The organism is Enterobacter nematophilus (genome assembly GCF_026344075.1).
GTDB lineage: Bacteria > Pseudomonadota > Gammaproteobacteria > Enterobacterales > Enterobacteriaceae > Enterobacter > Enterobacter nematophilus.
The window spans coordinates 18,872-43,524 of sequence record NZ_JAPKNE010000002.1 but is presented as its reverse complement, the minus strand read 5'-3'; the positions used below and the strand labels follow the sequence as shown (position 1 = coordinate 43,524).

Below are 24,653 nucleotides of genomic sequence, written 5' to 3'. Positions count from 1 at the left end.
CCTTTGTTTAGTCCGCTAAAAACAGCGGGCCCATTGGCGGTTTTGGCAGGTCAAACCGATCCGGATAGTCTACCGAGACCAGATAAAGCCCTTCCGCTTTCGCCGTTGCTGCCGCAAGCGTTCTGTCCTTCGCTGCCAGCAGTTCTGCAATCCAGCTCTCCGGCTGGTGTCCGGCGCCCACTTCCATCAGGCTGCCTACAATATTCCGCACCATATGATGTACAAAGGCATTGGCTTTGATATCCACCACCACATACGCGCCAAAACGACTGACGTTAATGTGCATGACGTTACGCCACGGCGTACGGGACTGACACTGAACCGCACGAAACGACGTAAAGTCATTTTCACCAATCAGACACTGCGCCGCGCGATGCATGCGTTCTGCATCGAGCGGTTCATAAAAATGCGTCACGCCCTGGCTTAATACCGCCGGGCGCAGACGCTGGTTGTAGATGACATAGCGATAGCGACGCGCCGTCGCGCTGAAGCGCGCGTGAAAATCATCCGGCACAGCTTTAACCCAACGCACCGCGATGTCACCAGGTAAATTCGCATTTACACCCAGCGTCCAGGCGGCATCCTTACGCACGGCGGTGGTTTCAAAGTGAACCACCTGCCCCGTGCCGTGAACACCCGCGTCCGTACGCCCCGCGCACAGGACGTTAATCGGCTCGTTTGCCACCTGAGAGAGCGCTTTCTCCAGCTTTTCCTGGACGCTGCGCACCTCATTCTGACGCTGCCAGCCATAGTATTTACTGCCATCGTACTCAATACCGAGGGCAATTTTATGAACCGGCTTTAGTTCCACTTCGGACATCAGTACAGATACTCCTGCACCAGCTTCTCGGCAATCTTGACCGCCATCAGCGCGCCGCCAAAGCGGACGTTATCGGCAACGGACCAGAACTGAACCTGCTCCGGCATCCCGTAGTCGTTACGCACGCAGCCAACGGAGAGATGCGCGCTGCCGGTGGCGTCGCCCACCTGGGTCGGGAACTCGCTCTCTTCGGAAAGGACAATGTCTTCACCGCGGCCAAAAGCATCGCGCGCTTCTTCTGCCGCCAGCGGGCGCAGCGCCTCAAAACCGACCATCTGCGCGTGGCCGTAGAAGACCGGGGACTGCACGACGCTGGCGGAAATCATCAGCCCCTCGTCCTGCAGAATCTTGCGCGCTTCGTCGACGAGACGGCGCTCTTCGCGCACGGAACCTTCACGATCCGGCAGCAGCGGCAGCATGTTGAACGCCAGCTGGCGGCCGAAGAAATCATCTTCGTCGATCGGGATGCCGTTCAGCAGCTTCGCACTCTGCCCGGCCAGCGCGTCAACGGCCTTTTTACCGTTCGCCGACGCGGACAGCAGGCTGGTGACGGTAATGCGCGACAGGCCGCCGTCGTCGATCAGCGGCTTCAGCGCGGTCAGCAGCTGGCTGGTCAGGCTGTTCGGTACCGCGATGACGTTACGGTTGCGGTAGTCCGCCAGCACAAACGGGTTGACGTCCGGTACCACCAGCGGCACGTCCGGCTCCAGGGAGAACAGGCCGCTCAGGTCGATCACCAGACAGCCCGAATTGGTCGCCTCTTCAACGTAAGACGCCGTGGCTTCAGCACCCGCGGCGAAAAACGCCAGCTGCGCCTGGGTCCAGTCAAACGCGGCCGCATCCTGAACCATCACGGATTTACCGCCAAAACGCAGATGCTCGCCCGCGCTGTCGGTGCGCGCCAGCGCATAGATATCGCCCACCGGGAACTGACGCTCGGCAAGAGTTTCGAGCAGGGCTTCGCCCACGGCACCCGTGGCACCTAAAATGGCAATGTTCCAGCCTTCAGACATGGTGGTTTACTCCAGAAATAAAAAAGCGTCCCTGTCGGCGTATCCGACAGGGAGCATTATGAAGACATTAATGCGCCGGGTGATGGACGGCGTTAAAACCCAGTTTCTTGAGCAACGTCGCAGCCGCTGCGTCGTCGCACATCACATACAGGGAAGACCACTCGCGGCGCTCAACGTAGTTCTTGCGCAGCTTGTCAAATTCACCCGGGATCCCCGCCACCTTACGCAGCAGCGCATCGTCGCGGCGCACATCATACACCAAATGCACCAGCCTTTTCAGCGTTGCCTGATCGAGCGGACCATGCAGGGTAATGCGGCCAAATTCAGGCGCGGGGAGTAAAGTATCCAGCGCCACCTGCTGCGGATGGCCGATAAAGGCGCTGTAAGCTTCAAACACCTGCGTCGTGCCGCGCGCTTTACCTTCAAGCGTATAGCCCGCGATATGCGCGGTAGCAACGTCAACCTTGTTCAGCAGCTCAACGTTGAGATCCGGCTCCGGCTCCCAGACGTCCAGCACCACGCTGAGGTCCTGCCCTTCATTCAGACATTTCAGCAGCGCGGCATTATCCACCACCGGGCCACGGCAGGCATTTATCAGAATAGTGCCAGCCTTCAGACGGCGAATCAGCGCCTCGTCCGCCAGATGCAGGGACTTATACGGCCCCTCTTTAAACAGCGGCGTGTGGAACGTCAGCACATCGCACTGTTCAACCAGCTCATCCAGCGCGCGGAAATCCCCGTCGTCACCGTTATCTTTGCGCGGCGGATCGCACAGCAGCGTGCGGATCCCTAACGCTTCAAGGCGCTTTTGCAGGCGCCTGCCAACGTTACCCACGCCGACAATCCCCACGGTGCGCTCTTTTAGCGCAAAACCGTCGCGCTCGGCCAGCATCAGCAGCGAGGAGAAAACGTATTCCACGACGGCAATGGCGTTACAGCCCGGCGCGGCGGAAAAACCGATTCCGGCCTGCTTCAGCCACTGATCATCCACATGATCGGTCCCTGCCGTTGCGGTTCCGACAAACTTAATCGCTTTACCGGCAAGCAACGCCTCATTTACTTTGGTCACCGAGCGCACCATCAGCGCGTCTGCGTCATCCAGTTCGTTAACCGGAATAGGGCGACCAGGGACAGCCTTAACGTCGCCGAGGCGGCTAAACAGCTCGCGGGCGTAAGGCATATTTTCATCAACGAGGATTTTCACGTCTGAGTACCTGTTTGAGAGGAAGAAAACCTACCAAGTGTGCCATAATCTGGCCGCCAGGCATATACGTATGCCGGGTTTACGCTGAGTTTTGACTTTAAGGATTTTTGACGATGCAGCCTATTTCAGGTACGCCGCCGCGCCCTCCAGGTGAAGGCCCTGTCACGCCAAACGTTGCCGGTGAACAGCCGCTATCCACGCAACAGCGCACCGTGCTGGAGCGACTGATCACGCGCCTGATAGCGCTGACTTCGCAGCAAAACGCGGAAGTCTGGGCCGGGGTAAAGCATGATTTAGGCGTGAGAAACGATGCACCGCTGCAGTCGCGCCATTTCCCTGCCGCCGAGCAAAATCTCAACCAGCGTATTACGACCGCGCAGCAGAACCACACCACGCGTCAGATTGTCACGCAGCTGACCGAGCTGCTGGGCCAGGGAAATAACCGTCAGGCAGTCAGTGACTTTATCCGTCAGCAGTATGGCCAGACCGCCCTGAGCCAGCTGACGCCAGACCAGCTTAAAACCGTGCTGACGCTGTTGCAGAACAATCAGTTATCTATTCCTCAGCCTCAGGTACGCCCGTCAACCGAGCGCCCGCTGCAGCCTGCCGAGCACAACACGCTGAACCAGATGGTGACCAAACTGGCCGCCGCCACCGGCGAGTCGACGAAGCTTATCTGGCAATCCATGCTCGAACTGTCCGGCGTGAAGGCGGGCGAGCTGATTCCGGCCAAACAGTTTACCCATCTGGTGACCTGGCTGCAGGCGCGCCAGACGCTCAGCACCCAGAGCGCCCCTACCCTGCATACCGTTCAGGCGGCGCTTAAACAGCCTCTGGAGCCGCACGAGTTCGAGGTGATTCGGGATTACGCCCAGCAGAACTGGCAGGCCACGCCGCAAACGGTGCTGACCACCGCGCAGGTGCAGGATCTTCTCAATCAGATCTTCGTTCGCCGCGCAGAGCGGGAAGGCGGCGTGCCGGAGGTAAGAAACGTTCAGCCGATCTACAGCCCGCTGTTTGCGCCCGTTGTGGAGACGTTCAGAACGCTCTCTGCCCGTCCGGGATTAATGTTTATTGCATTATTGATTGCGCTGGCGATTTTCTGGCTGGTTGCCTGACGTTTTGCCCGGTGGCGCTCCGCTTACCGGGCCTACAACGGCTCAAGTCCTGCGAAACGCCACCAGCGTCACCACGATCCCCACCACCGCGGAAACCGCGCCGGCCAGGAAGACGGACGGGTAGCCAAACGAGGTGGCCAACAGCCCCGCCAGCGGCCCGGTTACCCCGTATGAGATATCCTGAAACGCCGCATAGCCGCCCAGCGCCGTACCGCGCACCTGCGGCGCCACGCGCTTCACCACCTCAACGCCCAGCGCCGGGAAGATCAGCGAACAGCCGCAGCCGGTGAGCGCGGCGCCAAGCAGCGCAACGGAGGCAACCGGCGCCTGCCAGAGCAGCACCAGCCCAATGGTTTCGATCACCAGCGACGCCACCGCCACCTTCACGCCGCCAAAGCGATCCGGCATCCAGCCGAACAGGACGCGCATCAGGACAAACGCGCCGCCAAAGGCCGTCAGCGTAAAGCCCGCCATCGCCCAGCCGCGGCTCATGAAATAGAGGGAGACGAAGGTGCCAATCACCGCAAACCCCACGCCCTGAAGCGCCAGCCCCAGACCCGGCTGCCAGATTTGCCCCACCACGCTCCACAGCGAAGGACGATCGCCCTTGTGCGCGGGCACTTTACGCACTGAACCGTTAAACGCCCACGCCAGCAGCGGCAGCACCATGGTGGTACCCGCCAGCGCCGCAAATCCAAACTGGCTGTGGATCAGCAACCCCAGCGGCGCGCCTGCGGCCAGTGCGCCATAAATGGCCATCCCGTTCCAGGACATGACTTTGCCGGAGCGCGCAGGCCCCACCAGCCCCATCCCCCAGGTCAGGGTGCCGGTCAGCAGCTGGCTTTCACCGAAGCCAAGGATTAAACGGCCCACCACCAGCAGCGCAAATTTATACGCGGCGTCGACCGGCAGGAGAGCGGCCAGCAGCCACGCGCCGCCCGCCAGCCCGCAGGCAAACATGCCCTGTAAGGCCGAGCGTTTTGCACCGTGCTGATCCGCCAGCCGTCCGGCGTAGCCGCGGGTTAACACCGTGGCTAAAAACTGAATGCCCACGGCAATGCCGACCATGGTGTTGCCATAGCCGAGTTCCTGATGAACGAACAGCGGGATCACCGGCAGCGGCAGGCCAACGGTCAAGTAGGTCAGGAATACCGCAAAGGCGATGCGGAAAAGAGAAAGGTTCCCGGAAGGAGTACCCTTCTCGGGGGTAACAGCCTTCATGCATAACTCCGTGTTCAGGCATAAAAAAAGGGAGCCTTCCGGCTCCCTTCTATTATACATTCAAACGCTTATGCTTTCAGCTTGCGCATAACCAGCGTGGCGTTGGTGCCGCCGAAGCCGAAGCTGTTGGACATGACGGTGGTCAGCGTCGCTTCCGTTGGTTTGGTCACGATGTTCAGGCCAGCCGCCTGCTCGTCCATCTCTTCGATGTTGATGCTTGGGGCGATAAAGCCGTTTTCCAGCATCAGCAGTGAGTAAATCGCTTCCTGCACGCCCGCCGCGCCCAGAGAGTGGCCGGTCATGGCTTTGGTTGCGGAGATAGCCGGGCTGTTGTCGCCGAACACTTCACGGATCGCGCCCAGCTCTTTCACGTCGCCTACCGGAGTAGAGGTACCGTGGGAGTTCAGGTAGTCGATTGGGGTATCAACGCCGTGCATCGCCATTTTCATGCAGCGCACCGCGCCTTCGCCGGACGGTGCAACCATGTCGGCGCCGTCGGACGTCGCGCCGTAGCCCACGATCTCAGCGTAAATGTGCGCGCCGCGCGCCAGCGCGTGCTCCAGCTCTTCAACCACAACCATACCGCCGCCGCCCGCGATGACGAAACCGTCACGGTGCGCGTCATAGGTACGGGAGGCTTTGTCCGGGGTTTCGTTGTACTTGGTGGACAGAGCGCCCATTGCGTCGAACTCACAGGCCATTTCCCAGCCCAGCTCTTCGCCGCCGCCGGCAAATACGATGTCCTGTTTGCCCAGCTGGATCTGCTCAACCGCGTTGCCGATGCAGTGCGCGGAAGTTGCACACGCGGAGCTGATGGAGTAGTTCACACCGTGGATTTTGAACGGGGTCGCCAGGCATGCGGAAACCGCAGAACCCATGGCTTTGGTGACCACGTACGGACCTACCGCTTTCAGACCACGCGGGCTGCGCATTGCGTCAGCACCGAATACCTGCGCTTTTGACGAGCCGCCGGAACCGGCAATCAGGCCCACGCGCGGGTTGTTCTGATAAACCTCTTCACTCAGGCCAGAATCCTTGATCGCTTCCTGCATGGAGAGATAAGCATAAATAGAGGCATCGTTCATGAAACGAACCACTTTACGGTCAATCAAACCGGTGGTGTCCAGTTTGACGTTACCCCATACGTGGCTACGCATACCTGAATCTTTAAACTCTTCAGAGAAAGTGATCCCGGAGCGTCCTTCACGCAGAGATGCCAGGACTTCCTGCTGGTTATTACCGATGCTGGAAACAATGCCCAGGCCAGTAATCACTGCACGTTTCATTCAATACCTCTGTAAGTCGCACTATAAAAAGTTTCGAGTCGCACAATAGCGTACACTTGTACGCCGAACAAGTCCGATCAGACATTTTCTGCGGAAATTTGCACCGATGGACTCACATCGTTAAGATCGTGCCACTGCCTGTCAGACGAGTAACTTACGTGAAACAAAACGCTATACAACCCGCCAACCTCGAATTTAACGCTGAGGGTACACCTGTTTCCCGAGATTTTGATGACGTCTATTTTTCTAATGATAACGGACTCGAAGAAACCCGCTATGTTTTCCTCGACGGAAACCAGCTCAGCACCCGCTTCCCGGCGCACCCGCGGAGCCTGTTTGTGGTCGCGGAAAGCGGATTCGGCACCGGGCTGAATTTTTTAACCCTCTGGCTGGCGTTTGACCAGTTTCACGCTGCGCACCCTGAGGCTACGCTACAAAGATTACATTTCATCAGTTTCGAAAAATTCCCGCTCACCGCGCACGATCTGCGGCTCGCCCACCAGCGCTGGCCGGAGCTTGCAGTCTGGGCGGAGCAGCTTCAGGCGCAGTGGCCGCCGCATATTGGCGGCTGCCACCGTCTGATTCTGGACGGCGGACGGGTGACGCTGGATTTATGGCTGGGCGACATTAACGACCTGACCGATACGCTCGACGACTCGATGAACCAGACGGTGGACGCGTGGTTCCTGGACGGCTTTGCGCCCGCCAAGAATCCGGACATGTGGAGCCCGCATCTGTTTAGCGCGATGGCGCGGCTGGCGCGTCCCGGCGCAACGCTCGCCACCTTTACCTCGGCCGGCTTTGTCCGCCGCGGGCTGCAGGAGGCGGGCTTTACCATGCAGAAGACCAAAGGCTTTGGCCGCAAGCGCGACATGCTGGTCGGCACGATGGATCGGACGCTGGACATTCCCGCTCGGGCTCCCTGGTTTGCGCGCAGCGCCAGCGCATCGCGCGAAGTGGCGATCGTTGGCGGAGGGATCGCCAGCGCCCTGCTCTCTCTCGCGCTGCTGCACCGGGGCTGGCAGGTGACGCTCTACTGCGCTGACGAGGCACCGGCCAGCGGCGCGTCCGGCAACCGCCAGGGCGCGCTTTACCCGCTTTTAAGCGCGCACGATCCGGCCCTGTTCCAGTTTTTCCCCGCGGCCTTTACCTTCGCCCGTCGCCTGTACGACACGCTGCCGGTGGCATTCGACCACGACTGGTGCGGCGTGACGCAGCTCGGCTGGGATGAAAAGAGCCAGCAAAAAATCGCGCAGATGCTGTCGCTGGGTCTGCCGGAGGAGATTGCCCGCGCGGTCAGCGCGCAGGAGGTGGCAGACGCCGCTGGCGTGGAAATCGGCTGTGGCGGCATTCAGTATCCGCTCGGCGGCTGGCTGTGCCCGGCTGAACTGACCGCGGCGGCGATTAGCCTGGCGCAGTCACGCGGTCTGACGGTGCATTATGCCCATAAAGTTGAATCGCTCAGCCGGTCAGAACGGTGGACTCTGCGTTTTGCTGATGGCAAAGCGGCGCAGCATGCCAGCGTTGTGCTGGCAAACGGGCACAACATCAGCCAGTTTATCCAGACAGAGACGTTGCCGGTTTATCCGGTCGGCGGCCAGGTAAGCCATATCCCGACCGCGCCCGAACTGAGCAAGCTGCGTCAGGTGCTGTGCTATGACGGCTATCTGACGCCGAAAAATCCGTCTAATGCTCATCACTGCATCGGCGCCAGCTACCATCGTGGCGAAGCGGATATGCGCTACAGCGAAGCGGATCAGCAGCAAAACCGCCAGCGCCTTATTGACTGTTTCCCGGATGCGGCGTGGGCGAAAGAGGTTGACGTCAGCGAGGGCGAAGCGCGCTGCGGCGTGCGCTGTGCGACCCGCGATCATCTGCCAATGGCGGGAAACGTGCCGGACTATGAGGTAACGCTTGAGGCCTATCAGGATCTGGCAGAAAACCGGGATGCGGCGGTGAGTGCTCCCGTTTATCCGGAACTGTTCATGCTGGGCGGATTAGGATCGCGAGGATTGTGTTCCGCGCCGCTGCTGGCTGAAACGTTAGCCGCGCAAATGAGCAACGAGCCCGTTCCGCTGGACAGAACCACGCTTGCGGGGCTGAACCCGAATCGACTGTGGGTACGGAAACTGCTGAAGGGGAAAAGGGTTAAGTAGGGTGCGGTCGAATCCCCTCACCCTCACCCTCTCCCCAAAGGGGAGAGGGAAGAGAAGGCGGCTTAGCGTTTAGCCTGCTGGAACAAATTGTCCCACATGCCCAGTACCAGTGACTGGTCGCGCGGAGAGAGCTCCCCGGCCAGAATGGCTTTTTCCAGGCTGCGAGTGACTTCAGCGTGAACGGCGTCGGCAGAGTGATCGTCTCCTGCTTCCAGCTCGGCTACCGCCAGCGTCAGGTGACCACGCAGATAACCGCTGGCGAACAGCTCATCATCACTGGCGTGTTCCACCATGTCATCAATTAACGCCAGAATGCGTGATTCAAATTCTGCGATCATCTTCTTTCCTCTGTTAAAGATCTTCCGGCCAAGGGAAGCATTCCGCCGTGATCTCCGGCGTGTGGTAATAATTCTGTAAAGCCCCGATCAGGCGCGCCGGACGTTCCGGAATGCCTTTCTTAAGATACTCCATCACCTGCGCATGAACGCGGCGCTGGAAGACGATACGGTCTGGCTCGAAGTCGCCTTCAAGGTTGTCACAGCTCACGTTGAACGGGAAACCCGCCGCCACGCAGAACAGCCATTCCAGCGCCTGCGGCTTCACTTCCACGTCTTCAAACTGGCCCTGCGTGGCGGCGTCACGCCCGTCCGGACAGTACCAGTAACCGAAGTCCACCAGCTCGCGCCGCGCTTTCCCCGCGATGCACCAGTGCGAAATCTCGTGCAAACCGCTGGCGTAAAAGCCGTGGGCAAAAACGATGCGGTTATACGGAATCTCTGCATCAGCAGGAAGATAGATCGGTTCGTCGTCGCCTTTAATCAGACGGGTATTAAAATCATCAGCAAAACAGCCGTCAAAGATCTCAATCAGCTGTTCGTATTTATGCGTACTGTTCATTAGTTCATCCCCAACCAGGTGAGGATCTCCTGTCCATGGCTGTCATAAAGAAGTTTGGCGCTCATCACCGCCGAGACGATAACAATCATCGGGCGGATCAGCTTTTGTCCTTTGCTTAATACCAGACGCGAGCCCGCGCGCGCGCCCAAAAACTGCCCTGCCATCATCACAAAACCGGTTGCCCAGATAACCTTGCCGCCAATGATAAACAGCAGCAGGCCGCCGAGGTTCGAGGTCGCATTCAGCACTTTGGCGTGGGCTGTGGATTTGGCAAGGTTAAACCCGGCCAGCGTCACGAACGCCAGCGCGTAAAACGAGCCTGCGCCCGGGCCGAAGAAACCGTCGTAAAAACCGACGCAGCCGCCGGCAATCAGCGCAAACGGCAGGCCGTGCAGACGACGCTGGCGGTCTTCCTCACCGAGCTTCGGCATCAGTAAAAAATACAGGCCAATGCAGATAACCAGAATCGGCAGGATCTGGCGCAAAATATCGGACTGCACGTGCTGCACCAGCAGCGCGCCCGACGTGGAGCCGATAAAGGTCATCAGGATATTGAGCTTCTGATCGGCCAGGCTCACCACCTTACGGCGGATAAAATAGAGCGACGCGGAGAGCGAGCCGCCGCAGGCCTGAAGCTTGTTGGTGGCAAGCGCCTGCGCCGGGCTCATGCCTGCCGCCAGCAGCGCGGGCACGGTCAATAGCCCGCCGCCGCCCGCGAGCGCATCGATAAAACCGGCCAGCATGGCCACAAAGAACAGCACCACCAGCAGCAGCGGTGACACCATAAACAGATCGACGAAATTATCCATTAAAGTACATGCTCATCCAGTAGCGCCTGGCAGGAAGGCGGCAACGGAGGCGGTGTCTTCTTCTCAGGCTTAGAGGTTCCAGGTTTTGCCGGCTCAAACCAGCTTTGCAGTTCGTAACCACAGCCATCGCCTGGCGGAGGTAACGGCTGATCTTCACATTCCAGGCTGTTCGCCGGGCAGCGCAGACGAACGTGCATATGCGCACGATGCTGGAACCACGGGCGCACTTTGCGCAGCCAGTCGCGATCGGTTCCCGCATCCAGACAGAGCTGCTGCTTGATGGCAGGGTTGACGAAAATCCGCGTGACGTCGTTATCTTCTGCCGCCAGCTTGATCATGCTGAAAATCTCCGGTGACCATCGGGAGGCAACGACCCGTTTGCCGTCGCCCGAGACCAGATCCAGCGCCTGCGGTTTCAGCAGCTGCGCAGACGTCCAGCGCGTTTTCGGCAGCTGCAGGAAGATATCGACATCCAGTCCGGTCTGGTGGCTGGCGTGCCCGCCGTTGAAGCGGCCACCGGCAGGCATCCCCATATCGCCAATCAGCATCGTCCCCAGCCCCAGGTTATGCACCTGGTTTCCCAGTCGCTGAATGAACAGCACCAGGTCAGGGTGGCCGAAGTAACGACGCTGGTCGGTACGCATCACCTGATACGTATCCGATTGCAGCGGCAGCTCCTGCGCGCCCACAATACAGCCGTTAGAGAAGGCGCCGATGGACTGCGCGCTTCCCGCCACCGGATGGGTGATTTTTTGCCACGGGGTGGCGGCCAGACTGGCTCCACTGGCCAGCAGCGCCAGCAGAGCAATTGCGGTTTTTTTCATGTTTACCAGCGTGGAATGGTGGTCGTCACGTCCGCATTCTGCGCGCGCTGGCGCAGGAAGTGATCCATCAGCACGATCGCCAGCATCGCTTCTGCGATCGGCACCGCGCGGATCCCCACGCACGGATCGTGACGACCTTTGGTGATCATCTCAACTTCTTCGCCTGAGCGGTTAATCGTGTGGCCCGGCACGGTGATGCTTGAGGTTGGCTTCAGCGCGATGTTGGCAATAATCTGCTGCCCGCTGCTGATACCGCCGAGAATGCCGCCCGCATGGTTGCTCTGGAAGCCCGCTTTCGTGATTTCGTCGCGGTTCTGGCTGCCGCGAAGCGCCACCACGTCGAAGCCGTCGCCAATCTCGACGCCCTTCACCGCGTTGATGCTCATCAGCGCGTGGGCGATATCGGCGTCGAGACGGTCAAATACCGGCTCGCCCCAGCCAGCCGGGACGCCGTCTGCCACCACGGTGACTTTCGCCCCAATGGAGTCGCCCTCTTTTTTCAGGCCGCGCATCAGCTCGTCCAGCGCTTCCAGCTTGTCCGCATCGGCGCAGAAGAACGGGTTTTGCTCGACCTGATCCCAGTCCTTGATCGCCAGCGGAATGTCGCCCATCTGGGTCAGACAGCCGCGGATAACGATGCCAAATTTCTGCTGCAGATACTTTTTGGCAATCGCGCCAGCGGCCACGCGCATCGCGGTTTCACGCGCGGAAGAGCGTCCGCCGCCGCGATAGTCGCGAAAGCCGTACTTTTGCTCGTAGGTGTAGTCAGCGTGGCCCGGACGGAACACGTCCTTGATAGCACCGTAGTCCTGGGAGCGCTGATCGGTGTTTTCAATCAGCAGACCGATGCTGGTCCCGGTGGTGCGGCCTTCAAAGACGCCGGAGAGAATTTTCACCTGGTCCGGCTCGCGACGCTGCGTGGTGTAGCGAGAGGTGCCCGGACGACGGCGGTCGAGGTCGTGCTGTAAATCTGCTTCGGTCAGTTCGATGCCTGGCGGTACGCCATCAACGATACAGCCCAGCGCCAGCCCGTGCGACTCGCCAAAGGTGGTCACGCGGAATAACTGTCCAATACTGTTTCCTGCCATCACGGCTCCGATGTTGTTGTTTGTGTTTGAGCGTTGTGAAACGGGCCGAAGCCCGCTGGATTAATCTTTATAGATGCTGAAATGTTCGCGCGCGTCGAGCAGCTGCGCTTTGGTCAGCATAAAGACGCCGTCACCGCCGTTGTCGAACTCAAGCCAGGTGAACGGCACATCCGGGTACTGCTCTATCAGATGTACCATGCTGTTGCCCACTTCACAAATCAGAACGCCGTCATCGGTCAGGTAATCCGGCGCGCAGGCCAGAATGCGGCGGGTCAGCTTCAGGCCGTCAGAGCCTGACGCCAGGCCCAGCTCAGGCTCGTGACGATATTCGTTCGGCAGATCGGACATGTCTTCTGCATCGACGTACGGCGGGTTAGTGACGATCAGATCGTACTGCAGCGTCGGCAGGTCGCGGAACAGGTCAGAGCGGATTGGCGTGACGTGATGGATCAGACCGTGCTCTTCGATGTTGTGTTCGGTCACGGCCAGCGCGTCGGTGGAGATATCGACGGCGTCCACTTCCGCGTCCGGGAAGGCGTACGCGCAGGCAATCGCGATGCAGCCGCTGCCGGTGCACATATCCAGAATATGCTGCGGCTGATGGCTAATCAGGCCTTCAAAGTGGTTGTTGATCAGCTCGCCAATCGGCGAACGCGGTACCAGCACGCGTTCATCGACGTAAAACTCGTGGCCGCAGAACCAGGCTTTGTTGGTCAGATAGGCGACCGGGATACGCTCGTTTACGCGACGGATCACGCGCTCAACGATGCGGTGTTTTTCGCTGGAGGTCAGGCGCGCGGTGCGCATGTCTTCCGGAATGTCCAGCGGCAGGTAAAGAGACGGCAGCACCAGCTGAACGGCCTCGTCCCACGGGTTGTCGGTACCGTGACCGTACCAGATATTGGCGGCGCTGAAGCGGCTAACCGACCAGCGCAACATGTCCTGTATGGTATGCAGCTCGTTTACTGCTTCATCGACAAATATTTTATCCACTCTTTCCTCCAGGGCATGCTCGCATAATTTTCGGCGGCTAGTTTGCCATGAAGACGGCGATAAATCAGCAATGACGCGTACCGCTTGAGGTTAAAAAATGCGTTTAGTCGGGTACACTATCGGAAATACGAGATGAGAATGACGAATGAAAAAGAAAACATCGCTCAGCGAGGAGGATCAGGCTCTCTTCCGCCAGCTGATGACCGGGACGCGTAAAATCGCGCAGGACACGATTGTCCACCGCCCGCAGCGTAAAAAAATCAGCGAAGTTCCGGTCAAACGGCTGCTCCAGGAGCAGGCGGATAACAGCCACTATTTTTCAGATGAATTTCAGCCGCTGCTCAATACGCAAGGGGCTGTGAAGTACGTGCGCGAAGACGTCAGCCATTTTGAACTGAAGAAATTACGCCGCGGCGATTATTCGCCGGAGCTGTTTCTCGATCTGCACGGCTTAACGCAGATGCAGGCGAAACAGGAACTGGGGGCGTTGATTGCCGCCTGTCGCCGCGAACACGTTTTTTGCGCCTGCGTGATGCACGGCCACGGTAAACATATTCTGAAGCAACAGACGCCGCTGTGGCTGGCTCAGCACCCGCACGTGATGGCGTTTCATCAGGCACCGAAAGAGTACGGCGGAGATGCCGCATTGCTGGTGTTGATTGAAGTTGAGGAGTGGCAGCCGCCAGAGTTGCCCTGACAGAAGGGCGGGTAATACGTAGTACCCCGCCCTGTCACACGTCACGTCAGATAGCTTTTGCCATCTTCAGGTTGCACGGGCTCATTTGCCAGTTGAAGACCCCTTTGCCGGTTTCGTCGAGAGTGACGTTGGCAATGGCGGAAGTGGTGAACATTGGCGGCGTTTCGCCCGGGCACAGCTCAGATACCAGATAGCCGACCAGCGGCAGGTGGGAAATGACCAGTGCGGAAGCGACACCTTCATTGCACAGCGCCTGAAGGTAAGCGCTGACAAGACCGACATCGCCGCATGGCGTCAGCTCAGGGAGAACGTCCACGCTGGATGGCAGGTTCATACACTCCCCTACCACGTCCAGCGTCTGTTCTGCACGCAGGAACGGACTCACCAGAACGCGTTCAATGTCCACTTTTTGACCTTTAAGCCACGTCGCCATTTGACGGGATTCGTCACAGCCACAGACGGTTAAAGGACGTACTGAGTCACTGGCGGCATCGAGTGCCGCGTCGCCGTGACGCATGATAAAAACTTGCATATTGCACCGCTTTTGTTAACCAGAATCACCGGCGTTAACTACCCGCGATTAATGCTCTGAGGTAGAAAACCCGATGGCCGGGCATTGTGCCTGATCCATTCGGTGAATGAAACGCTGTTTTTTACCTCAATGGCGTAAGTATAGTCAATCTCTGTTTACAAAATCGCCAGAACAGGTTCATTCACCTCAGGATTTACCCTTCTTTGACTTCAGTTTACGAAATCAGTTTCCCTTGCAGGCCAGAATGTCTGGCCCCGCTCCGCCATCTGCAATAATTCGTCACACGGTGTAAACCGCGGACCGTATTGCGAGGCCAGACGTTGCAGAATGGCAACCACTTCACCCGCGCCGAGAGTGTCCATGTAACGGAACGGGCCGCCAAGGAACGGCGGGAAACCAATACCAAATACCGCGCCGATGTCGCCGTCGCGCGCGCTTTTGATCACCTGTTCACCAAAGCAGCGCGCCGCTTCATTGAGCATCATCATGACGCAACGTTCAGCGCACTGAACGGCAGACAGTTTTCCCTGACCGGTGGCCGAAATAAGCCCATAAACCGAAGGGTCGACCTGTTTCTTGCTTTTACGCCCTTTCGCGCCGTAAAGATAGAAACCGCGTTCATTTTTTCTGCCTTTGCGATCGTCCTTCAAAATTGCAGAAACAATGTTTGCAGGCGGGGTAAAACGATCGCCATATGCGGCTTCCAGCACAGGTATAATTTTAGTGCCGGTGTCTATTCCCACCTCATCCAAAAGTTGGATTGGGCCGACCGGGAAGCCAAACTTTACGAGCGCCTCGTCGACATGCTCGATTTTCTCCCCTTCCGTCAGCAGCCGCATCGCTTCGTTGATATAGGGTGCCAGAATACGGTTGACGTAGAAGCCAGCCTTGTCCGCGACCACAATCGGGGTTTTACCCTGTTTTTTCGCCAGCTTCACCACGGTGGCGATGGTCTGCGGGCTGGTCGTGGCGTGCGGAATCACCTCCACCAGCGGCATTTTTTCGACAGGACTGAAAAAGTGCAGACCAATGACCTGCTCCGGACGAGCAGCTTTCGCCGCGATATCGCCAATTGGTAAAGACGAGGTGTTTGAGGCGAAAATGGTGTGCGGCGCGCAGTGCTGCTCCACGTCAGCCACCATCTGCTGCTTAAGCGCCAGGTCTTCAAATACGGCTTCAATCACCAGATCCCGGTGCGCAAAACCGCTGTAATCCGTCGTGCCGGAGATCGTCGCCAGGGTTTTATCACGCTCGCTTGCCTTGATATGGCGGCGTTTGACCTTCCGATCAAGGTTCTGCCAGCTGTACTGCAGCGCGTGGTTGATGCCCTTCGCGTTGATGTCTTTGATACGCACGGGCAATTTGCCTTTGCTGGCGGTAACAAACGCGATGCCGCCGCCCATCAGCCCACCGCCCAGCACGCCAACGGCGCGCAGCGGAGCAGGCTCTGCCTCGCTGCCCGGGTCTTTTTTCACCTCAGTACTGGCGAAGAAGATGCTGCGCAGCGCCTGCGACTGCGGCGTCATCGCCAGTTCGCCAAAAGCTTTAGCTTCAGCGGCATAGCCGCTGCTGCTTCCCTGCGACAACCCTGTTTCAATCACTTCCAGAATGCGCTTTGCCGCCGGGTAGTTGCCTTTGGTTTTTTGCTCGGTTTTTTTGCCCACCATGTTGAACAGGAGCGCGCGCCCCAGTGGCCCTGCCAGCACGCGCTCGCGCACGGGGAGAGGACGTTTTGTCTGACGTCCCTTCAGCGCCAGTTCAACGGCAGCGTCCAGTAAAATGGTGTGCGGAACGACGTCGTCAACCAACCCCACTTTCAGCGCCTGACGGGGGCGTAGCTGCTTGCCGGTTAAGATCATCTCCAGGGCAGTGCTAACCCCAACCAGACGCGGCAGACGCTGTGTTCCACCCGATCCCGGCAGCAGGCCTAGCTGCACTTCCGGCAACCCTAAAACGGTTTTCGCATCGTCGGTGCAGATACGGCTGTGACAGGCCAGGGCCAGCTCCAGCCCGCCCCCCAGGCAGGCACCGTGGATCGCGGCAATAACCGGGACCGGCAGGGCGTTGATTTCAGCCATTACCTGCTGGCCCTGACGCGCCAGGTCTTCTGCTTCCTGGGCGCTTTTCGCTCGGGCGATCATGTTGATATCGGCCCCGGCAATAAAGTTGTCCGGCTTGGCCGAGATAAAAACCAGACCACGAATCGCTTTATTTTCGCGGATCTGCTTGAGCATGGCGCGAACCTGAGTGCCAAATTCAGCCTTCAGGGTATTCATCTTTTCATCAGGCACATCAATAGTGATAATCGCGACGTTATCGAGGCGAACCGTCAGATTAAATGCAGATGGCATATCCATTATTCAGCCTCCAGAACCATTGCTGCGCCAAGACCGCCCGCCGCGCAGGCGGTGACGAGACCAAACCCGCCGCCGCGGCGGCGTAGCTCGTGTAATGTTTGGGTGATCATACGCGCGCCCGTGGCTGCAAACGGATGGCCGTAGGCGATAGAACCACCCAGCACGTTGAATTTACTCTGATCCACTTCGCCGGTGGCATGGGCGCGGCCCAGCACGTCGCGCGCAAAACGCTCGCTTGCCAGCAGCTGGACGTTTGCGAGGGTTTGCGCGGCAAAGGCTTCGTGCATATCAATCAGGGTTAAATCCGCCAGCGTCAGCCCCGCGCGATCCAGCGCCAGCGGCGTGGACCACGCCGGACCTAACAGCATGTCCTGCCAGACATCAATGGCGGTGAAGGCATAGCTGCGCAAATAGCCCAGCGGCGTGATGCCCAGCTCTTTGGCACGCGACTCCGTCATCAGGATCACCGCAGCAGCACCATCGGTCAGCGGCGTACTGTTGGCCGCCGTCACGGTGCCGTGTTTGCGGTCAAACGCCGGGCGCAGTTTGGCGTAATCCGCCAGCGTCGAGGTGCCACGAATATTGTTGTCTTCTGTAAGAGGCTCTCGATAGGGAGGCGTGTAGGCGGTCATGACCTCGTCGGTGAGTTTGCCCTCCGACCAGGCTTTCGCAGCCAGCTGATGCGAGCGATGCGCCAGCGCATCCTGCTGCTCGCGGGTGATACCGTAGGTTTTCGCCATCTGCTCGGCGGTATCGCCCATGCGCAGGCCGGTGGAGTATTCCGCTACGGCAGGCGGCACGGGCATGAGATCGCGCAGGCGTAAACGCGAGAAGAGTTTGAGCTTCGCACCGGTGGTGCGGGCTTTATTGGCATCCACCAGAATACGGGCCAGCTTTTTACTGACCCCAATCGGCAGTACGGAGGAAGAATCGGCGCCGCCTGCGATCCCGGCGCGAATGGTGCCCGCCATCAGACTTTCCGCCACGTTTGCCACCGCCTGGAAGCTGGTCGCGCACGCGCGGCTGACGCTGTAGGCATCGGTATGAACGTTCATGCCGGTACCGAGAACAATTTCCCGCGCAATGTTGGGGGCTTCAGGCATCTGCACCACCTGGCCGAAGACCAGCTGCTCGATGACCTCAGGCGGAATTTCGCTGCGAGCCAGCATCTCACCCACTACCATTTTCCCCAGATCGACAGCCGGTATACCGTGAAACGCCGTCGCCTGACGCGCAAACGGCGTACGCAGACCGCTGACAATGGCAATGCGGTCACCTTGTCGGGTGATTAGCGGTAATGCCTGACTCATAACCTTCCCCTGTGAAAAAATTTTACATGAACATGAAGTGGTCTGACCTGATAACAGTCTTAACCATTTTTTTACATTCAGCCAATCAGGGAAGCATAAAAATGCGAGGTAAAACACAGAGAAGAAAAAGAAAATGCCGAGGATAAAAGCAAAACGGTAACCCGTAGGTTACCGTTTTTAGTGCTTGCGCCCTCTCACGTGGGAGAGGGTTGGGATGAGGGCACCAGACCGCAGGAATTAACGCAGACCCAGCTGGAAAATCAGCGTTTCAGCTTCGCAGGCAAACACAAAGTCGATATCCAGCTTCACGCCACCGTCCACTTCCGTGAAGGTAGATTTGATTTCACACGGATCGGACTCCACATCACGCGCGCGCTTGCTCAGCGCGGCCAGCGTCTCTTCGGCTTCGGCGCGGTTGGTGAACACACGGCTGTAAGACGCGGTGCAATCGGTGTTGTCCATGATGGTGCCAACATCCATACAGCAGCAAACCGGGGTTTCATCAGCACTGCATTTACTCATAGCTCAATTTCCTCTGTATTCGCGCAGAGCGCGAGATAAACACGATGCTGATATTTTACGCCCCAGCGCTGGCTCTCTCCAGCCGTTAATGGCGCAAAATCGGATAAGTGACCGATATCACACTAAAAAATGATCTAAAACAAAAACCACCCTTTTGAGTGAGCCGCGATGGTCACAATTTTGCCAACCAGATCTCGTTTCAAGAAACATGTTTGAAAATATTAATAAACAAACTTGCAACATTCAGGCTGGTCGGACCTATACTCTGGCCACTGGTCTGATTTGTCTGTCATACCTCAGACCCTACACTTCGCGCTCCTGTTACGGTATGTAACAATTATTGAATAAAAATAACTCAATGAGGTTATGGTCATGAGCCAGAAAACCCTGTTCAACAAGACTGCGCTGGCAGTCGCAGTGGCAATCGTCTCTACTTCCGCCTGGTCAGCGGGCTTTCAGCTAAACGAATTTTCTTCCTCTGGCCTTGGCCGTGCGTATTCAGGGGAAGGTGCAATCGCTGATGATGCTGGTAACGCAAGCCGTAACCCTGCATTAATCATGATGTTCGATCGCCCGACCTTCTCTGCTGGTGCGGTGTATATCGATCCTGATGTCAACATTTCCGGCACGTCACCTTCTGGTGCGAGCCTGAAAGCAGATAACATTGCGCCAACGGCGTGGGTACCTAACCTGCACTTCGTTGCTCCAATCAATGAACAGTTTGGCTGGGGCGCATCCGTCACGTCTAACTATGGCCTTGCTACCGAGTTCAACAACAACTACCCGGCAGGCGAATACGGCGGTAAAACAGACCTGACAACGCTGAACCTGAACCTGAGCGGTGCTTATCGTCTGAACGACAGCTGGAGCTTCGGCCTGGGCTTTGATGCCGTCTACGCTGATGCAAAAATTGAGCGTTACTCCGGTGAACAAACGGCTCGCCTGCCGAAAAACAGCAACAAAATTGCCAGCCTGAAGGGCGATGAGTGGGGCTATGGCTGGAACGCCGGTATCCTGTACGAGCTGGACAAAAACAACCGCTGGGGCCTGACCTATCGTTCCGAAGTGAAAATTGACTTCGACGGCGATTACAAGAGCGGCATCCTGGCGCCGGTCAACAACCTGGTTCCAGGCGCGGGCACCACTATCCCGTGGGGGACTTCCGGTCAAACTGTCCCTGGCTCACTGTCGCTGCATCTGCCTGAAATGTGGGAAGTCTCCGGTTACAACCGCGTTGCGCCACAGTGGGCTATTCACTATAGCCTGGCCTATACCAGCTGGAGCCAGTTCCAGGAGCTGAAAGCGACCGGCACCAACGGTCAAACGCTGTTCTATAAGGACGAGAGCTTCCACGACGCCTATCGCATTGCGTTGGGTACCACCTATTATATGGATGACAACTGGACGTTCCGTACCGGCATCGCATTCGATGATAGCCCGGTACCGGCTGATAAGCGCTCCATCTCCATTCCGGATCAGGACCGCTTCTGGGTGAGTGCTGGCGCAACCTACGCGTTCAACGAGAATGCTTCTGTCGATGCGGGCGTTTCTTATATGCATGGTCAGAAAGTGACCTTCAAGGAAGGCCCGTACGAGTTTACCTCTGAAGGTAAAGCCTGGCTGTTCGGTACTAACTTCAACTACGCGTTCTAATCGCGCAGGGATCAAAAAAGGTGAGCGTTGCTCACCTTTTTTATTTATTCCGAATCAATATCTTTGAGTTCGTTTTCAATAGCCTTCGCGTTTGGATTATCTTCCGGCTTCAGCTTGCCGCCGTTGGCGATAAAGTCATGATTCTGGAAGTACGCTTCACGCACCATAATGTACGGATCGGACGACTGGCGCAGCAGGCCGTCTGAATCAAGCAGTTGCGCGCGGGTTTCAATCCCCTCCACCGTCCATTTACCAATCGACAGCGGCCAGGTCAGCCACGACAGAACCGGATACAGCGTATCCACCATATCGCCGCCATCATCACGAACGGTGAAGCTGCCATAGAACGGCAGATGAACGTAAGGGCCGTAACCGACGCCATAATGCCCCAGCGTACTGCCGAAACGGTGCGGCTGTTCACGCTGCAGTTTCGGGTTTGCCATACCTGCGACATCGATAAAGCCGCCCATCCCCAGCAGGGAGTTCAGGAAGAAGCGCGTAAAGTGCACCATCCCCTGATACGGATCGCCCTGCAGGAAATAGTTGACCATCACCGCAGGCTCTTCCAGGTTACTGGTAAAATTGCTTAACCCGTTACGCGCGGGCTGTGGAACGTAATCGCGCCATGCTACTGCCACCGGGCGAACCACGTACGGGTCCAGCACGTTGTAGTTAAAGCTATACATAGAACGGTTAAATCCTTCGAGAGGATCGGAGCGTCCCGTTTGCTCCCCGGAGCTGGCGCAGCCCACAAGCATCGTCGCGCCCAGCGCAAGCGCCGACAGCCGAAGTTTCATAAATATCTCCCTGTGCAGTATGGCTATCGTTGATTGCCATCCGTAACGGAGCATCTGGCGCTCCGTCTGAAAACGTGCAAGTGATTGTAACAGCACGTTTACCGATGTCTATGAGTACAATTACGGGCAGTAATCACCGTGACTCTGATCTCAGCATAGCCGGACTTTTGGAATTCGTTTCGCTGGCAATTTTATAATGTCTTTGAACGAGATGTATCACCTTTGTTGTCATTCCCGCCAATTTAAGAGCATCCCCACAGGCATCCCGATAAAAGCCGCTACGCTTAAAAGAAAGATCAACCTCCGGGAGCAGATATGAAAGAAGTGGATGAAGACAAAATTGGCGAAAATAATGAGGAACATGAAATCGAAAGCGAGGAGAAAGCGCGCGGTGAGGAGATAGAGATTGATGAGGATCGCCTCCCCTCCCGTGCGATGGCCATCCACGAACATATACGCCAGGACGGCGAAAAGGAGATGGAGCGCGATGCCATGGCCCTCTTCTGGTCAGCTATCGCGGCGGGACTTTCAATGGGCGCCTCGCTGCTCGCGAAAGGGATATTTCATGTGCAGCTGGAGGGCGTGCCCGGCGGATTTTTACTGGAGAACCTCGGCTACACCTTCGGCTTTATTATCGTCATCATGGCCCGCCAGCAACTTTTTACTGAGAACACCGTGACCGCCGTTCTGCCGGTCATGCAAAACCCTACCCTCGGTAATTTCGGTTTATTGATGAGGCTCTGGAGCGTGGTTCTGCTGGGAAATATTATCGGCACGGGCATTGCGGCCTGGGCGTTCGAATATATGCCGATATTTGATGAGCCCACCCGGGACGCGTTTGTGAAGATCGGTATGGATGTCATGAAAAACACGCCGGTCGAAATGTTCTCTAATGCCATCATCTCCGGGTGGATTATCGCCACAATGGTGTGGATGTTCCCTTCTGCTGGTAGCGCTAAAATCGTGGTGATCATCCTGATGACCTGGCTGATTGCGCTGGCGGATACCACGCATATCGTGGTCGGTACCGTTGAGATACTCTACCTGGTCTTTAACGGCACGCTTCACTGGAGCGATTTTTTCTGGCCGTTCGCCATTCCGACGCTGGCAGGCAATATCTGCGGCGGAACGTTTATCTTTGCGCTGCTAAGCCATGCCCAAATCCGTAACGACATGTCGAATAAACGCAAAGCCGAGCTTAAGGCGCAGGCAAATAAGGATAAAGCGGCAAAAAAATCAACCTGAATGGTGACTCTTTGAGCAGTCAGGCGGCGATGCGCTTAACGCAAAGTGTAAATAACGCTATACTCGTGCCGCCTCGTCCCCTTAGTTAAATGGATATAACGAGCCCCTCCTAAGGGCTAGTTGCAGGTTCGATTCCTGCAGGGGACACTTCTATCTTCCTCTGTTTTCACCCACATTAGTCCGTTCGCTGCAAAAACTCATTGAGCTGAAGCATCCTGCTTTATTTGAGCATAACGCGCAGCCAGTTGCTTTAGATGCAGCTCAAGCTGGGTCTTTTCAGCTTCAGGGAGCGCATTTCCTGCAGGATATTGCGAGAGGCGCCTGAGCTGCTCTTCAGCGGGTATTGCATGGTTAAATGACTGCATAGTCGAAAAAACCACGGATTTAAGCTCACTTACGGTTATATATTTTCCTTTTTGCTCATCCAGATTACTCAGCCGATCACTCAGTTGCTGAAGCTTCATCATCCCCTGATACCAGCTGTTCATTGCGCCTACCGGCAACGCCGTCGCGTTAAACTTTTTTTGCCACTGTATTATCAGCACCTTAGCCTCTTCAGGTCGCAATGTCTGGAGTTGCTCTAACAGCTGAAGACTGTAAGCAATACTCCAGTCAGGCGGCAGTTTATCCAGCCGCGCAAGCTGCCGTTGCGTGTCTGAGATAAACGTGGCGGGTAACGTATCTCGCTGTAATAAAGCGTCCTGCTGAACGGGCGTAAGCACTTCAGGTAACGGTGCCGTAGAGGCAACGGCCTGAGCCGCTAATGGATCGGGTCTGGACAGCAATCCCCCTCCCCACGCCACGGCGATGCAGACCACCAGCGCAGAACACACCCCAGCGACAAAAGGTTTCCATGGCCTGACAGACCCGGCAGCCGTCATACGGTCGTCACTATTCGGCTCAGTTTCCTGCTGCACAACATAGACCCATTTCACCGCTTCGATCGGCTCTGCCCTCTCCGGAGGCGATTCACTGTCGGGCCTGCTCCCATTCAAGTCTGTCACGCCATTACTGGTTTCCAGCCTTGCTGCGCTTGAATGTACCACCGTTCGTAACGTATCAAACTGGCTAAGGTGTTTGAGCTCAAGGCGCTGAAGCACTGCCCCCAGGCTGGCAAGCAATTCTTCAGCGTTGTAAAGATCGCTAAGATCGCTGTTGTTTAGCGGAAGCATACGCATGAGCTGCTGCAGGCGCTGGCTCAGGCTGCTCAGGATTTCCATACGAACCTGCAGCGACTGCGGCCAGAGAACATCCCACTGACGGGTAATCAGAGCCTCCAGGATAGTGAGCCCTTCATTCATACCAGTTAATCCAGACAGGTGCGTACGGGCAAGGGTGTACCAGGCTGCGGTCTGCAACTCAACGCCGTTTTGCTCAAATAATGAAAGGCAGCACTTTTCAACGTATACCCAGTTCACATCCGGGCGCGCCGGATGGCTTAGTTTATTCAATTCGTTACGCAGGGATGTGTATTCCGGCAGCGTGCGCGGGTCGCCGCCGGTTTTTAACATTTTATGTGTGGTCATCCTGGAAGGCCTGAATATCCGTGTCGGTTAATGTCGTCAGTTGATGTGTGAGGTGTTTTACGATTTAGAATGGCAATGACTAACAGAAGGAATGAGAGTTATCGCTATGACAACAGCGCTAAAATCAGGCCGAAAAAAATACCTTCATCAAATAGCTGTCCTGACTGAGGCGACGTATCAGGGGAAGTATAAGTCCAGTGACTCATTCCCCCCACCCGCATGAACAGGCGTCCTTGAGAAATCACATCTTCTCCGGAGCAAAAAGTCACCTCGACACAGCCAGCCACGCCCTGCCCATACAGAAATACCGGCATAAACTTTACCGCCCGGTTGTCATAACGCAGAACGATACCGGTAATCTCAAAAACCCCTCCCTCCACCAGCAGGTCAGGTACGGATGCCGTCAGCGGCTCTACATTCAGTCCGGTACCTGTCAGCCACTCATCCATCTGCGTCTGAAGTTGCTCCATTCGCAGGCGAAACTCAGCTATATCCAACTGACTCTTGCTGCAAGGCAAAGCCGGGGCGGGTTGTCTGGCCTGCAATTTTTTCAGGAACTGTGATTTTATTGACATGGTGCTAACT

General features: G+C 57.2%; 23 protein-coding genes and 1 tRNA gene. 6 read left to right on the top strand and 18 right to left on the bottom strand.

All coding sequences use genetic code 11. The annotated features are described in order from the left end of the window. Positions 1–7: 7 nt before the first annotated feature. The 3 genes from truA to pdxB form a co-directional block, all read right to left on the bottom strand. On the bottom strand, positions 8–820 hold the full coding sequence (truA, locus tag OSH03_RS06960; protein ID WP_266178677.1) for a tRNA pseudouridine(38-40) synthase TruA: 813 nt from the start codon (positions 818–820) through the stop codon (positions 8–10). Then, positions 820–1,833, bottom strand: a complete 1,014-nt coding sequence (locus tag OSH03_RS06955) for an aspartate-semialdehyde dehydrogenase (protein WP_266178676.1) — start codon at positions 1,831–1,833, stop codon at positions 820–822. Before OSH03_RS06955 ends, truA begins: the two co-directional genes overlap by 1 nt. Before the next feature lie 67 nt (positions 1,834–1,900). After that, the gene (gene pdxB, locus OSH03_RS06950; RefSeq protein ID WP_266178675.1) at positions 1,901–3,037 is read right to left on the bottom strand and encodes a 4-phosphoerythronate dehydrogenase PdxB; all 1,137 of its coding nucleotides are present in this window, start codon (positions 3,035–3,037) and stop codon (positions 1,901–1,903) included. A gap of 113 nt (positions 3,038–3,150) precedes the next feature. Here pdxB and flk point away from each other — a divergent pair, with 113 nt between their 5' ends. Beyond that, a complete protein-coding gene (gene flk, locus OSH03_RS06945; protein WP_253542870.1) occupies positions 3,151–4,155 on the top strand; it encodes a flagella biosynthesis regulator Flk in 1,005 nt (334 codons plus the stop codon). Between the two features lie 42 nt (positions 4,156–4,197). Here flk and OSH03_RS06940 read toward each other — a convergent pair whose 3' ends face one another. Continuing rightward, the gene (locus tag OSH03_RS06940) at positions 4,198–5,376 is read right to left on the bottom strand and encodes an MFS transporter (protein ID WP_266178674.1); all 1,179 of its coding nucleotides are present in this window, start codon (positions 5,374–5,376) and stop codon (positions 4,198–4,200) included. 68 nt (positions 5,377–5,444) lie between these two features. Next, entirely contained in the window at positions 5,445–6,662 is a 1,218-nt protein-coding gene (fabB, locus tag OSH03_RS06935; protein WP_014832795.1) for a beta-ketoacyl-ACP synthase I, read from the bottom strand. A gap of 158 nt (positions 6,663–6,820) precedes the next feature. Between fabB and mnmC the strand changes: the two genes are divergently transcribed. Continuing rightward, positions 6,821–8,818 (top strand): bifunctional tRNA (5-methylaminomethyl-2-thiouridine)(34)-methyltransferase MnmC2/FAD-dependent 5-carboxymethylaminomethyl-2-thiouridine(34) oxidoreductase MnmC1, encoded by a 1,998-nt coding sequence (mnmC, locus tag OSH03_RS06930; protein ID WP_266178673.1) that lies wholly within the window; start codon positions 6,821–6,823, stop codon positions 8,816–8,818. Positions 8,819–8,880: 62 nt separating this feature from the next. Here mnmC and OSH03_RS06925 read toward each other — a convergent pair whose 3' ends face one another. Genes OSH03_RS06925 through prmB form a run of 6 tightly spaced genes read right to left on the bottom strand, consistent with a single transcriptional unit; the run spans position 8,881 to position 13,429 of the window. Further along, positions 8,881–9,156, bottom strand: a complete 276-nt coding sequence (locus OSH03_RS06925) for a YfcL family protein (protein ID WP_028013966.1) — start codon at positions 9,154–9,156, stop codon at positions 8,881–8,883. A gap of 13 nt (positions 9,157–9,169) precedes the next feature. After that, complete coding sequence (locus tag OSH03_RS06920; protein WP_266178672.1) at positions 9,170–9,715, bottom strand: elongation factor P hydroxylase; 546 nt, start codon at positions 9,713–9,715, stop codon at positions 9,170–9,172. Then, a complete protein-coding gene (locus tag OSH03_RS06915; protein ID WP_061097513.1) occupies positions 9,715–10,524 on the bottom strand; it encodes a sulfite exporter TauE/SafE family protein in 810 nt (269 codons plus the stop codon). The genes OSH03_RS06920 and OSH03_RS06915 overlap by 1 nt, the downstream gene beginning before the upstream one ends. Beyond that, a complete protein-coding gene (gene mepA / locus OSH03_RS06910; RefSeq protein ID WP_266178671.1) occupies positions 10,524–11,348 on the bottom strand; it encodes a penicillin-insensitive murein endopeptidase in 825 nt (274 codons plus the stop codon). Before mepA ends, OSH03_RS06915 begins: the two co-directional genes overlap by 1 nt. 2 nt (positions 11,349–11,350) lie before the next feature. Next, a complete protein-coding gene (gene aroC / locus OSH03_RS06905) occupies positions 11,351–12,436 on the bottom strand; it encodes a chorismate synthase (RefSeq protein WP_116338504.1) in 1,086 nt (361 codons plus the stop codon). A gap of 60 nt (positions 12,437–12,496) precedes the next feature. Beyond that, positions 12,497–13,429, bottom strand: a complete 933-nt coding sequence (gene prmB, locus OSH03_RS06900; RefSeq protein WP_266178670.1) for a 50S ribosomal protein L3 N(5)-glutamine methyltransferase — start codon at positions 13,427–13,429, stop codon at positions 12,497–12,499. Positions 13,430–13,574: 145 nt separating this feature from the next. Here prmB and smrB point away from each other — a divergent pair, with 145 nt between their 5' ends. After that, positions 13,575–14,126, top strand: coding sequence for an endonuclease SmrB (gene smrB, locus OSH03_RS06895; protein ID WP_008502613.1), 552 nt, complete (start codon positions 13,575–13,577; stop codon positions 14,124–14,126). 46 nt (positions 14,127–14,172) lie between these two features. On the opposite strand, the gene sixA is transcribed toward smrB, so the two are convergent. From sixA to OSH03_RS06875, 4 genes are all read right to left on the bottom strand, one after another. Next, complete coding sequence (sixA, locus tag OSH03_RS06890) at positions 14,173–14,658, bottom strand: phosphohistidine phosphatase SixA (RefSeq protein WP_003861375.1); 486 nt, start codon at positions 14,656–14,658, stop codon at positions 14,173–14,175. A 209-nt stretch (positions 14,659–14,867) separates the two neighbouring features. Beyond that, the gene (gene fadJ / locus OSH03_RS06885; RefSeq protein WP_266178669.1) at positions 14,868–17,015 is read right to left on the bottom strand and encodes a fatty acid oxidation complex subunit alpha FadJ; all 2,148 of its coding nucleotides are present in this window, start codon (positions 17,013–17,015) and stop codon (positions 14,868–14,870) included. Then, positions 17,015–18,325 carry an acetyl-CoA C-acyltransferase FadI gene (gene fadI / locus OSH03_RS06880; protein ID WP_041908875.1) on the bottom strand — a complete coding sequence of 437 codons (1,311 nt, stop codon included), beginning with the start codon at positions 18,323–18,325 and terminating at the stop codon, positions 17,015–17,017. Before fadI ends, fadJ begins: the two co-directional genes overlap by 1 nt. A gap of 237 nt (positions 18,326–18,562) precedes the next feature. Next, positions 18,563–18,847 carry a YfcZ/YiiS family protein gene (locus OSH03_RS06875; RefSeq protein ID WP_028013973.1) on the bottom strand — a complete coding sequence of 95 codons (285 nt, stop codon included), beginning with the start codon at positions 18,845–18,847 and terminating at the stop codon, positions 18,563–18,565. A 372-nt stretch (positions 18,848–19,219) separates the two neighbouring features. On the opposite strand from OSH03_RS06875, the gene fadL reads away from it, so the two are divergent. Then, on the top strand, positions 19,220–20,500 hold the full coding sequence (fadL, locus tag OSH03_RS06870) for a long-chain fatty acid transporter FadL (protein WP_266178668.1): 1,281 nt from the start codon (positions 19,220–19,222) through the stop codon (positions 20,498–20,500). 44 nt (positions 20,501–20,544) lie between these two features. On the opposite strand, the gene mlaA is transcribed toward fadL, so the two are convergent. Next, on the bottom strand, positions 20,545–21,297 hold the full coding sequence (gene mlaA / locus OSH03_RS06865; RefSeq protein ID WP_061097503.1) for a phospholipid-binding lipoprotein MlaA: 753 nt from the start codon (positions 21,295–21,297) through the stop codon (positions 20,545–20,547). 315 nt (positions 21,298–21,612) lie between these two features. Between mlaA and OSH03_RS06860 the strand changes: the two genes are divergently transcribed. Continuing rightward, a complete protein-coding gene (locus OSH03_RS06860; protein WP_253542879.1) occupies positions 21,613–22,542 on the top strand; it encodes a formate/nitrite transporter family protein in 930 nt (309 codons plus the stop codon). A gap of 75 nt (positions 22,543–22,617) precedes the next feature. Continuing rightward, positions 22,618–22,689 (top strand) — tRNA-Arg (locus OSH03_RS06855). A 50-nt stretch (positions 22,690–22,739) separates the two neighbouring features. On the opposite strand, the gene OSH03_RS06850 is transcribed toward OSH03_RS06855, so the two are convergent. Together OSH03_RS06850 and OSH03_RS06845 are read right to left on the bottom strand one after the other, a co-directional pair. Further along, positions 22,740–24,068: a VasL domain-containing protein gene (locus OSH03_RS06850; protein WP_266178667.1), complete on the bottom strand. Its 1,329-nt coding sequence runs from the start codon at positions 24,066–24,068 to the stop codon at positions 22,740–22,742. Between the two features lie 104 nt (positions 24,069–24,172). Next, a complete protein-coding gene (locus tag OSH03_RS06845) occupies positions 24,173–24,643 on the bottom strand; it encodes a hypothetical protein (protein ID WP_266178666.1) in 471 nt (156 codons plus the stop codon). Positions 24,644–24,653 lie beyond the last annotated feature (10 nt).

Excerpts from the sequence above, each read along its gene's own strand:
- OSH03_RS06920 (WP_266178672.1), bottom strand. The coding sequence starts at position 9,715 with ATGAACAGTACGCATAAATACGAACAGCTGATTGAGATCTTTGACGGC.
- sixA (WP_003861375.1), bottom strand. The coding sequence starts at position 14,658 with ATGCAAGTTTTTATCATGCGTCACGGCGACGCGGCACTCGATGCCGCC.
- fadI (WP_041908875.1), bottom strand. The coding sequence starts at position 18,325 with ATGAGTCAGGCATTACCGCTAATCACCCGACAAGGTGACCGCATTGCC.
- fadL (WP_266178668.1), top strand. The coding sequence starts at position 19,220 with ATGAGCCAGAAAACCCTGTTCAACAAGACTGCGCTGGCAGTCGCAGTG.
- mlaA (WP_061097503.1), bottom strand. The coding sequence starts at position 21,297 with ATGAAACTTCGGCTGTCGGCGCTTGCGCTGGGCGCGACGATGCTTGTG.
- fadJ (WP_266178669.1), bottom strand. The coding sequence starts at position 17,015 with ATGGATATGCCATCTGCATTTAATCTGACGGTTCGCCTCGATAACGTC.
- smrB (WP_008502613.1), top strand. The coding sequence starts at position 13,575 with ATGAAAAAGAAAACATCGCTCAGCGAGGAGGATCAGGCTCTCTTCCGC.
- aroC (WP_116338504.1), bottom strand. The coding sequence starts at position 12,436 with ATGGCAGGAAACAGTATTGGACAGTTATTCCGCGTGACCACCTTTGGC.
- OSH03_RS06845 (WP_266178666.1), bottom strand. The coding sequence starts at position 24,643 with ATGTCAATAAAATCACAGTTCCTGAAAAAATTGCAGGCCAGACAACCC.
- OSH03_RS06915 (WP_061097513.1), bottom strand. The coding sequence starts at position 10,524 with ATGGATAATTTCGTCGATCTGTTTATGGTGTCACCGCTGCTGCTGGTG.
- OSH03_RS06955 (WP_266178676.1), bottom strand. The coding sequence starts at position 1,833 with ATGTCTGAAGGCTGGAACATTGCCATTTTAGGTGCCACGGGTGCCGTG.
- fabB (WP_014832795.1), bottom strand. The coding sequence starts at position 6,662 with ATGAAACGTGCAGTGATTACTGGCCTGGGCATTGTTTCCAGCATCGGT.
- OSH03_RS06850 (WP_266178667.1), bottom strand. The coding sequence starts at position 24,068 with ATGACCACACATAAAATGTTAAAAACCGGCGGCGACCCGCGCACGCTG.
- OSH03_RS06940 (WP_266178674.1), bottom strand. The coding sequence starts at position 5,376 with ATGAAGGCTGTTACCCCCGAGAAGGGTACTCCTTCCGGGAACCTTTCT.
- flk (WP_253542870.1), top strand. The coding sequence starts at position 3,151 with ATGCAGCCTATTTCAGGTACGCCGCCGCGCCCTCCAGGTGAAGGCCCT.
- OSH03_RS06860 (WP_253542879.1), top strand. The coding sequence starts at position 21,613 with ATGAAAGAAGTGGATGAAGACAAAATTGGCGAAAATAATGAGGAACAT.
- OSH03_RS06925 (WP_028013966.1), bottom strand. The coding sequence starts at position 9,156 with ATGATCGCAGAATTTGAATCACGCATTCTGGCGTTAATTGATGACATG.
- OSH03_RS06875 (WP_028013973.1), bottom strand. The coding sequence starts at position 18,847 with ATGAGTAAATGCAGTGCTGATGAAACCCCGGTTTGCTGCTGTATGGAT.
- mepA (WP_266178671.1), bottom strand. The coding sequence starts at position 11,348 with ATGAAAAAAACCGCAATTGCTCTGCTGGCGCTGCTGGCCAGTGGAGCC.
- truA (WP_266178677.1), bottom strand. The coding sequence starts at position 820 with ATGTCCGAAGTGGAACTAAAGCCGGTTCATAAAATTGCCCTCGGTATT.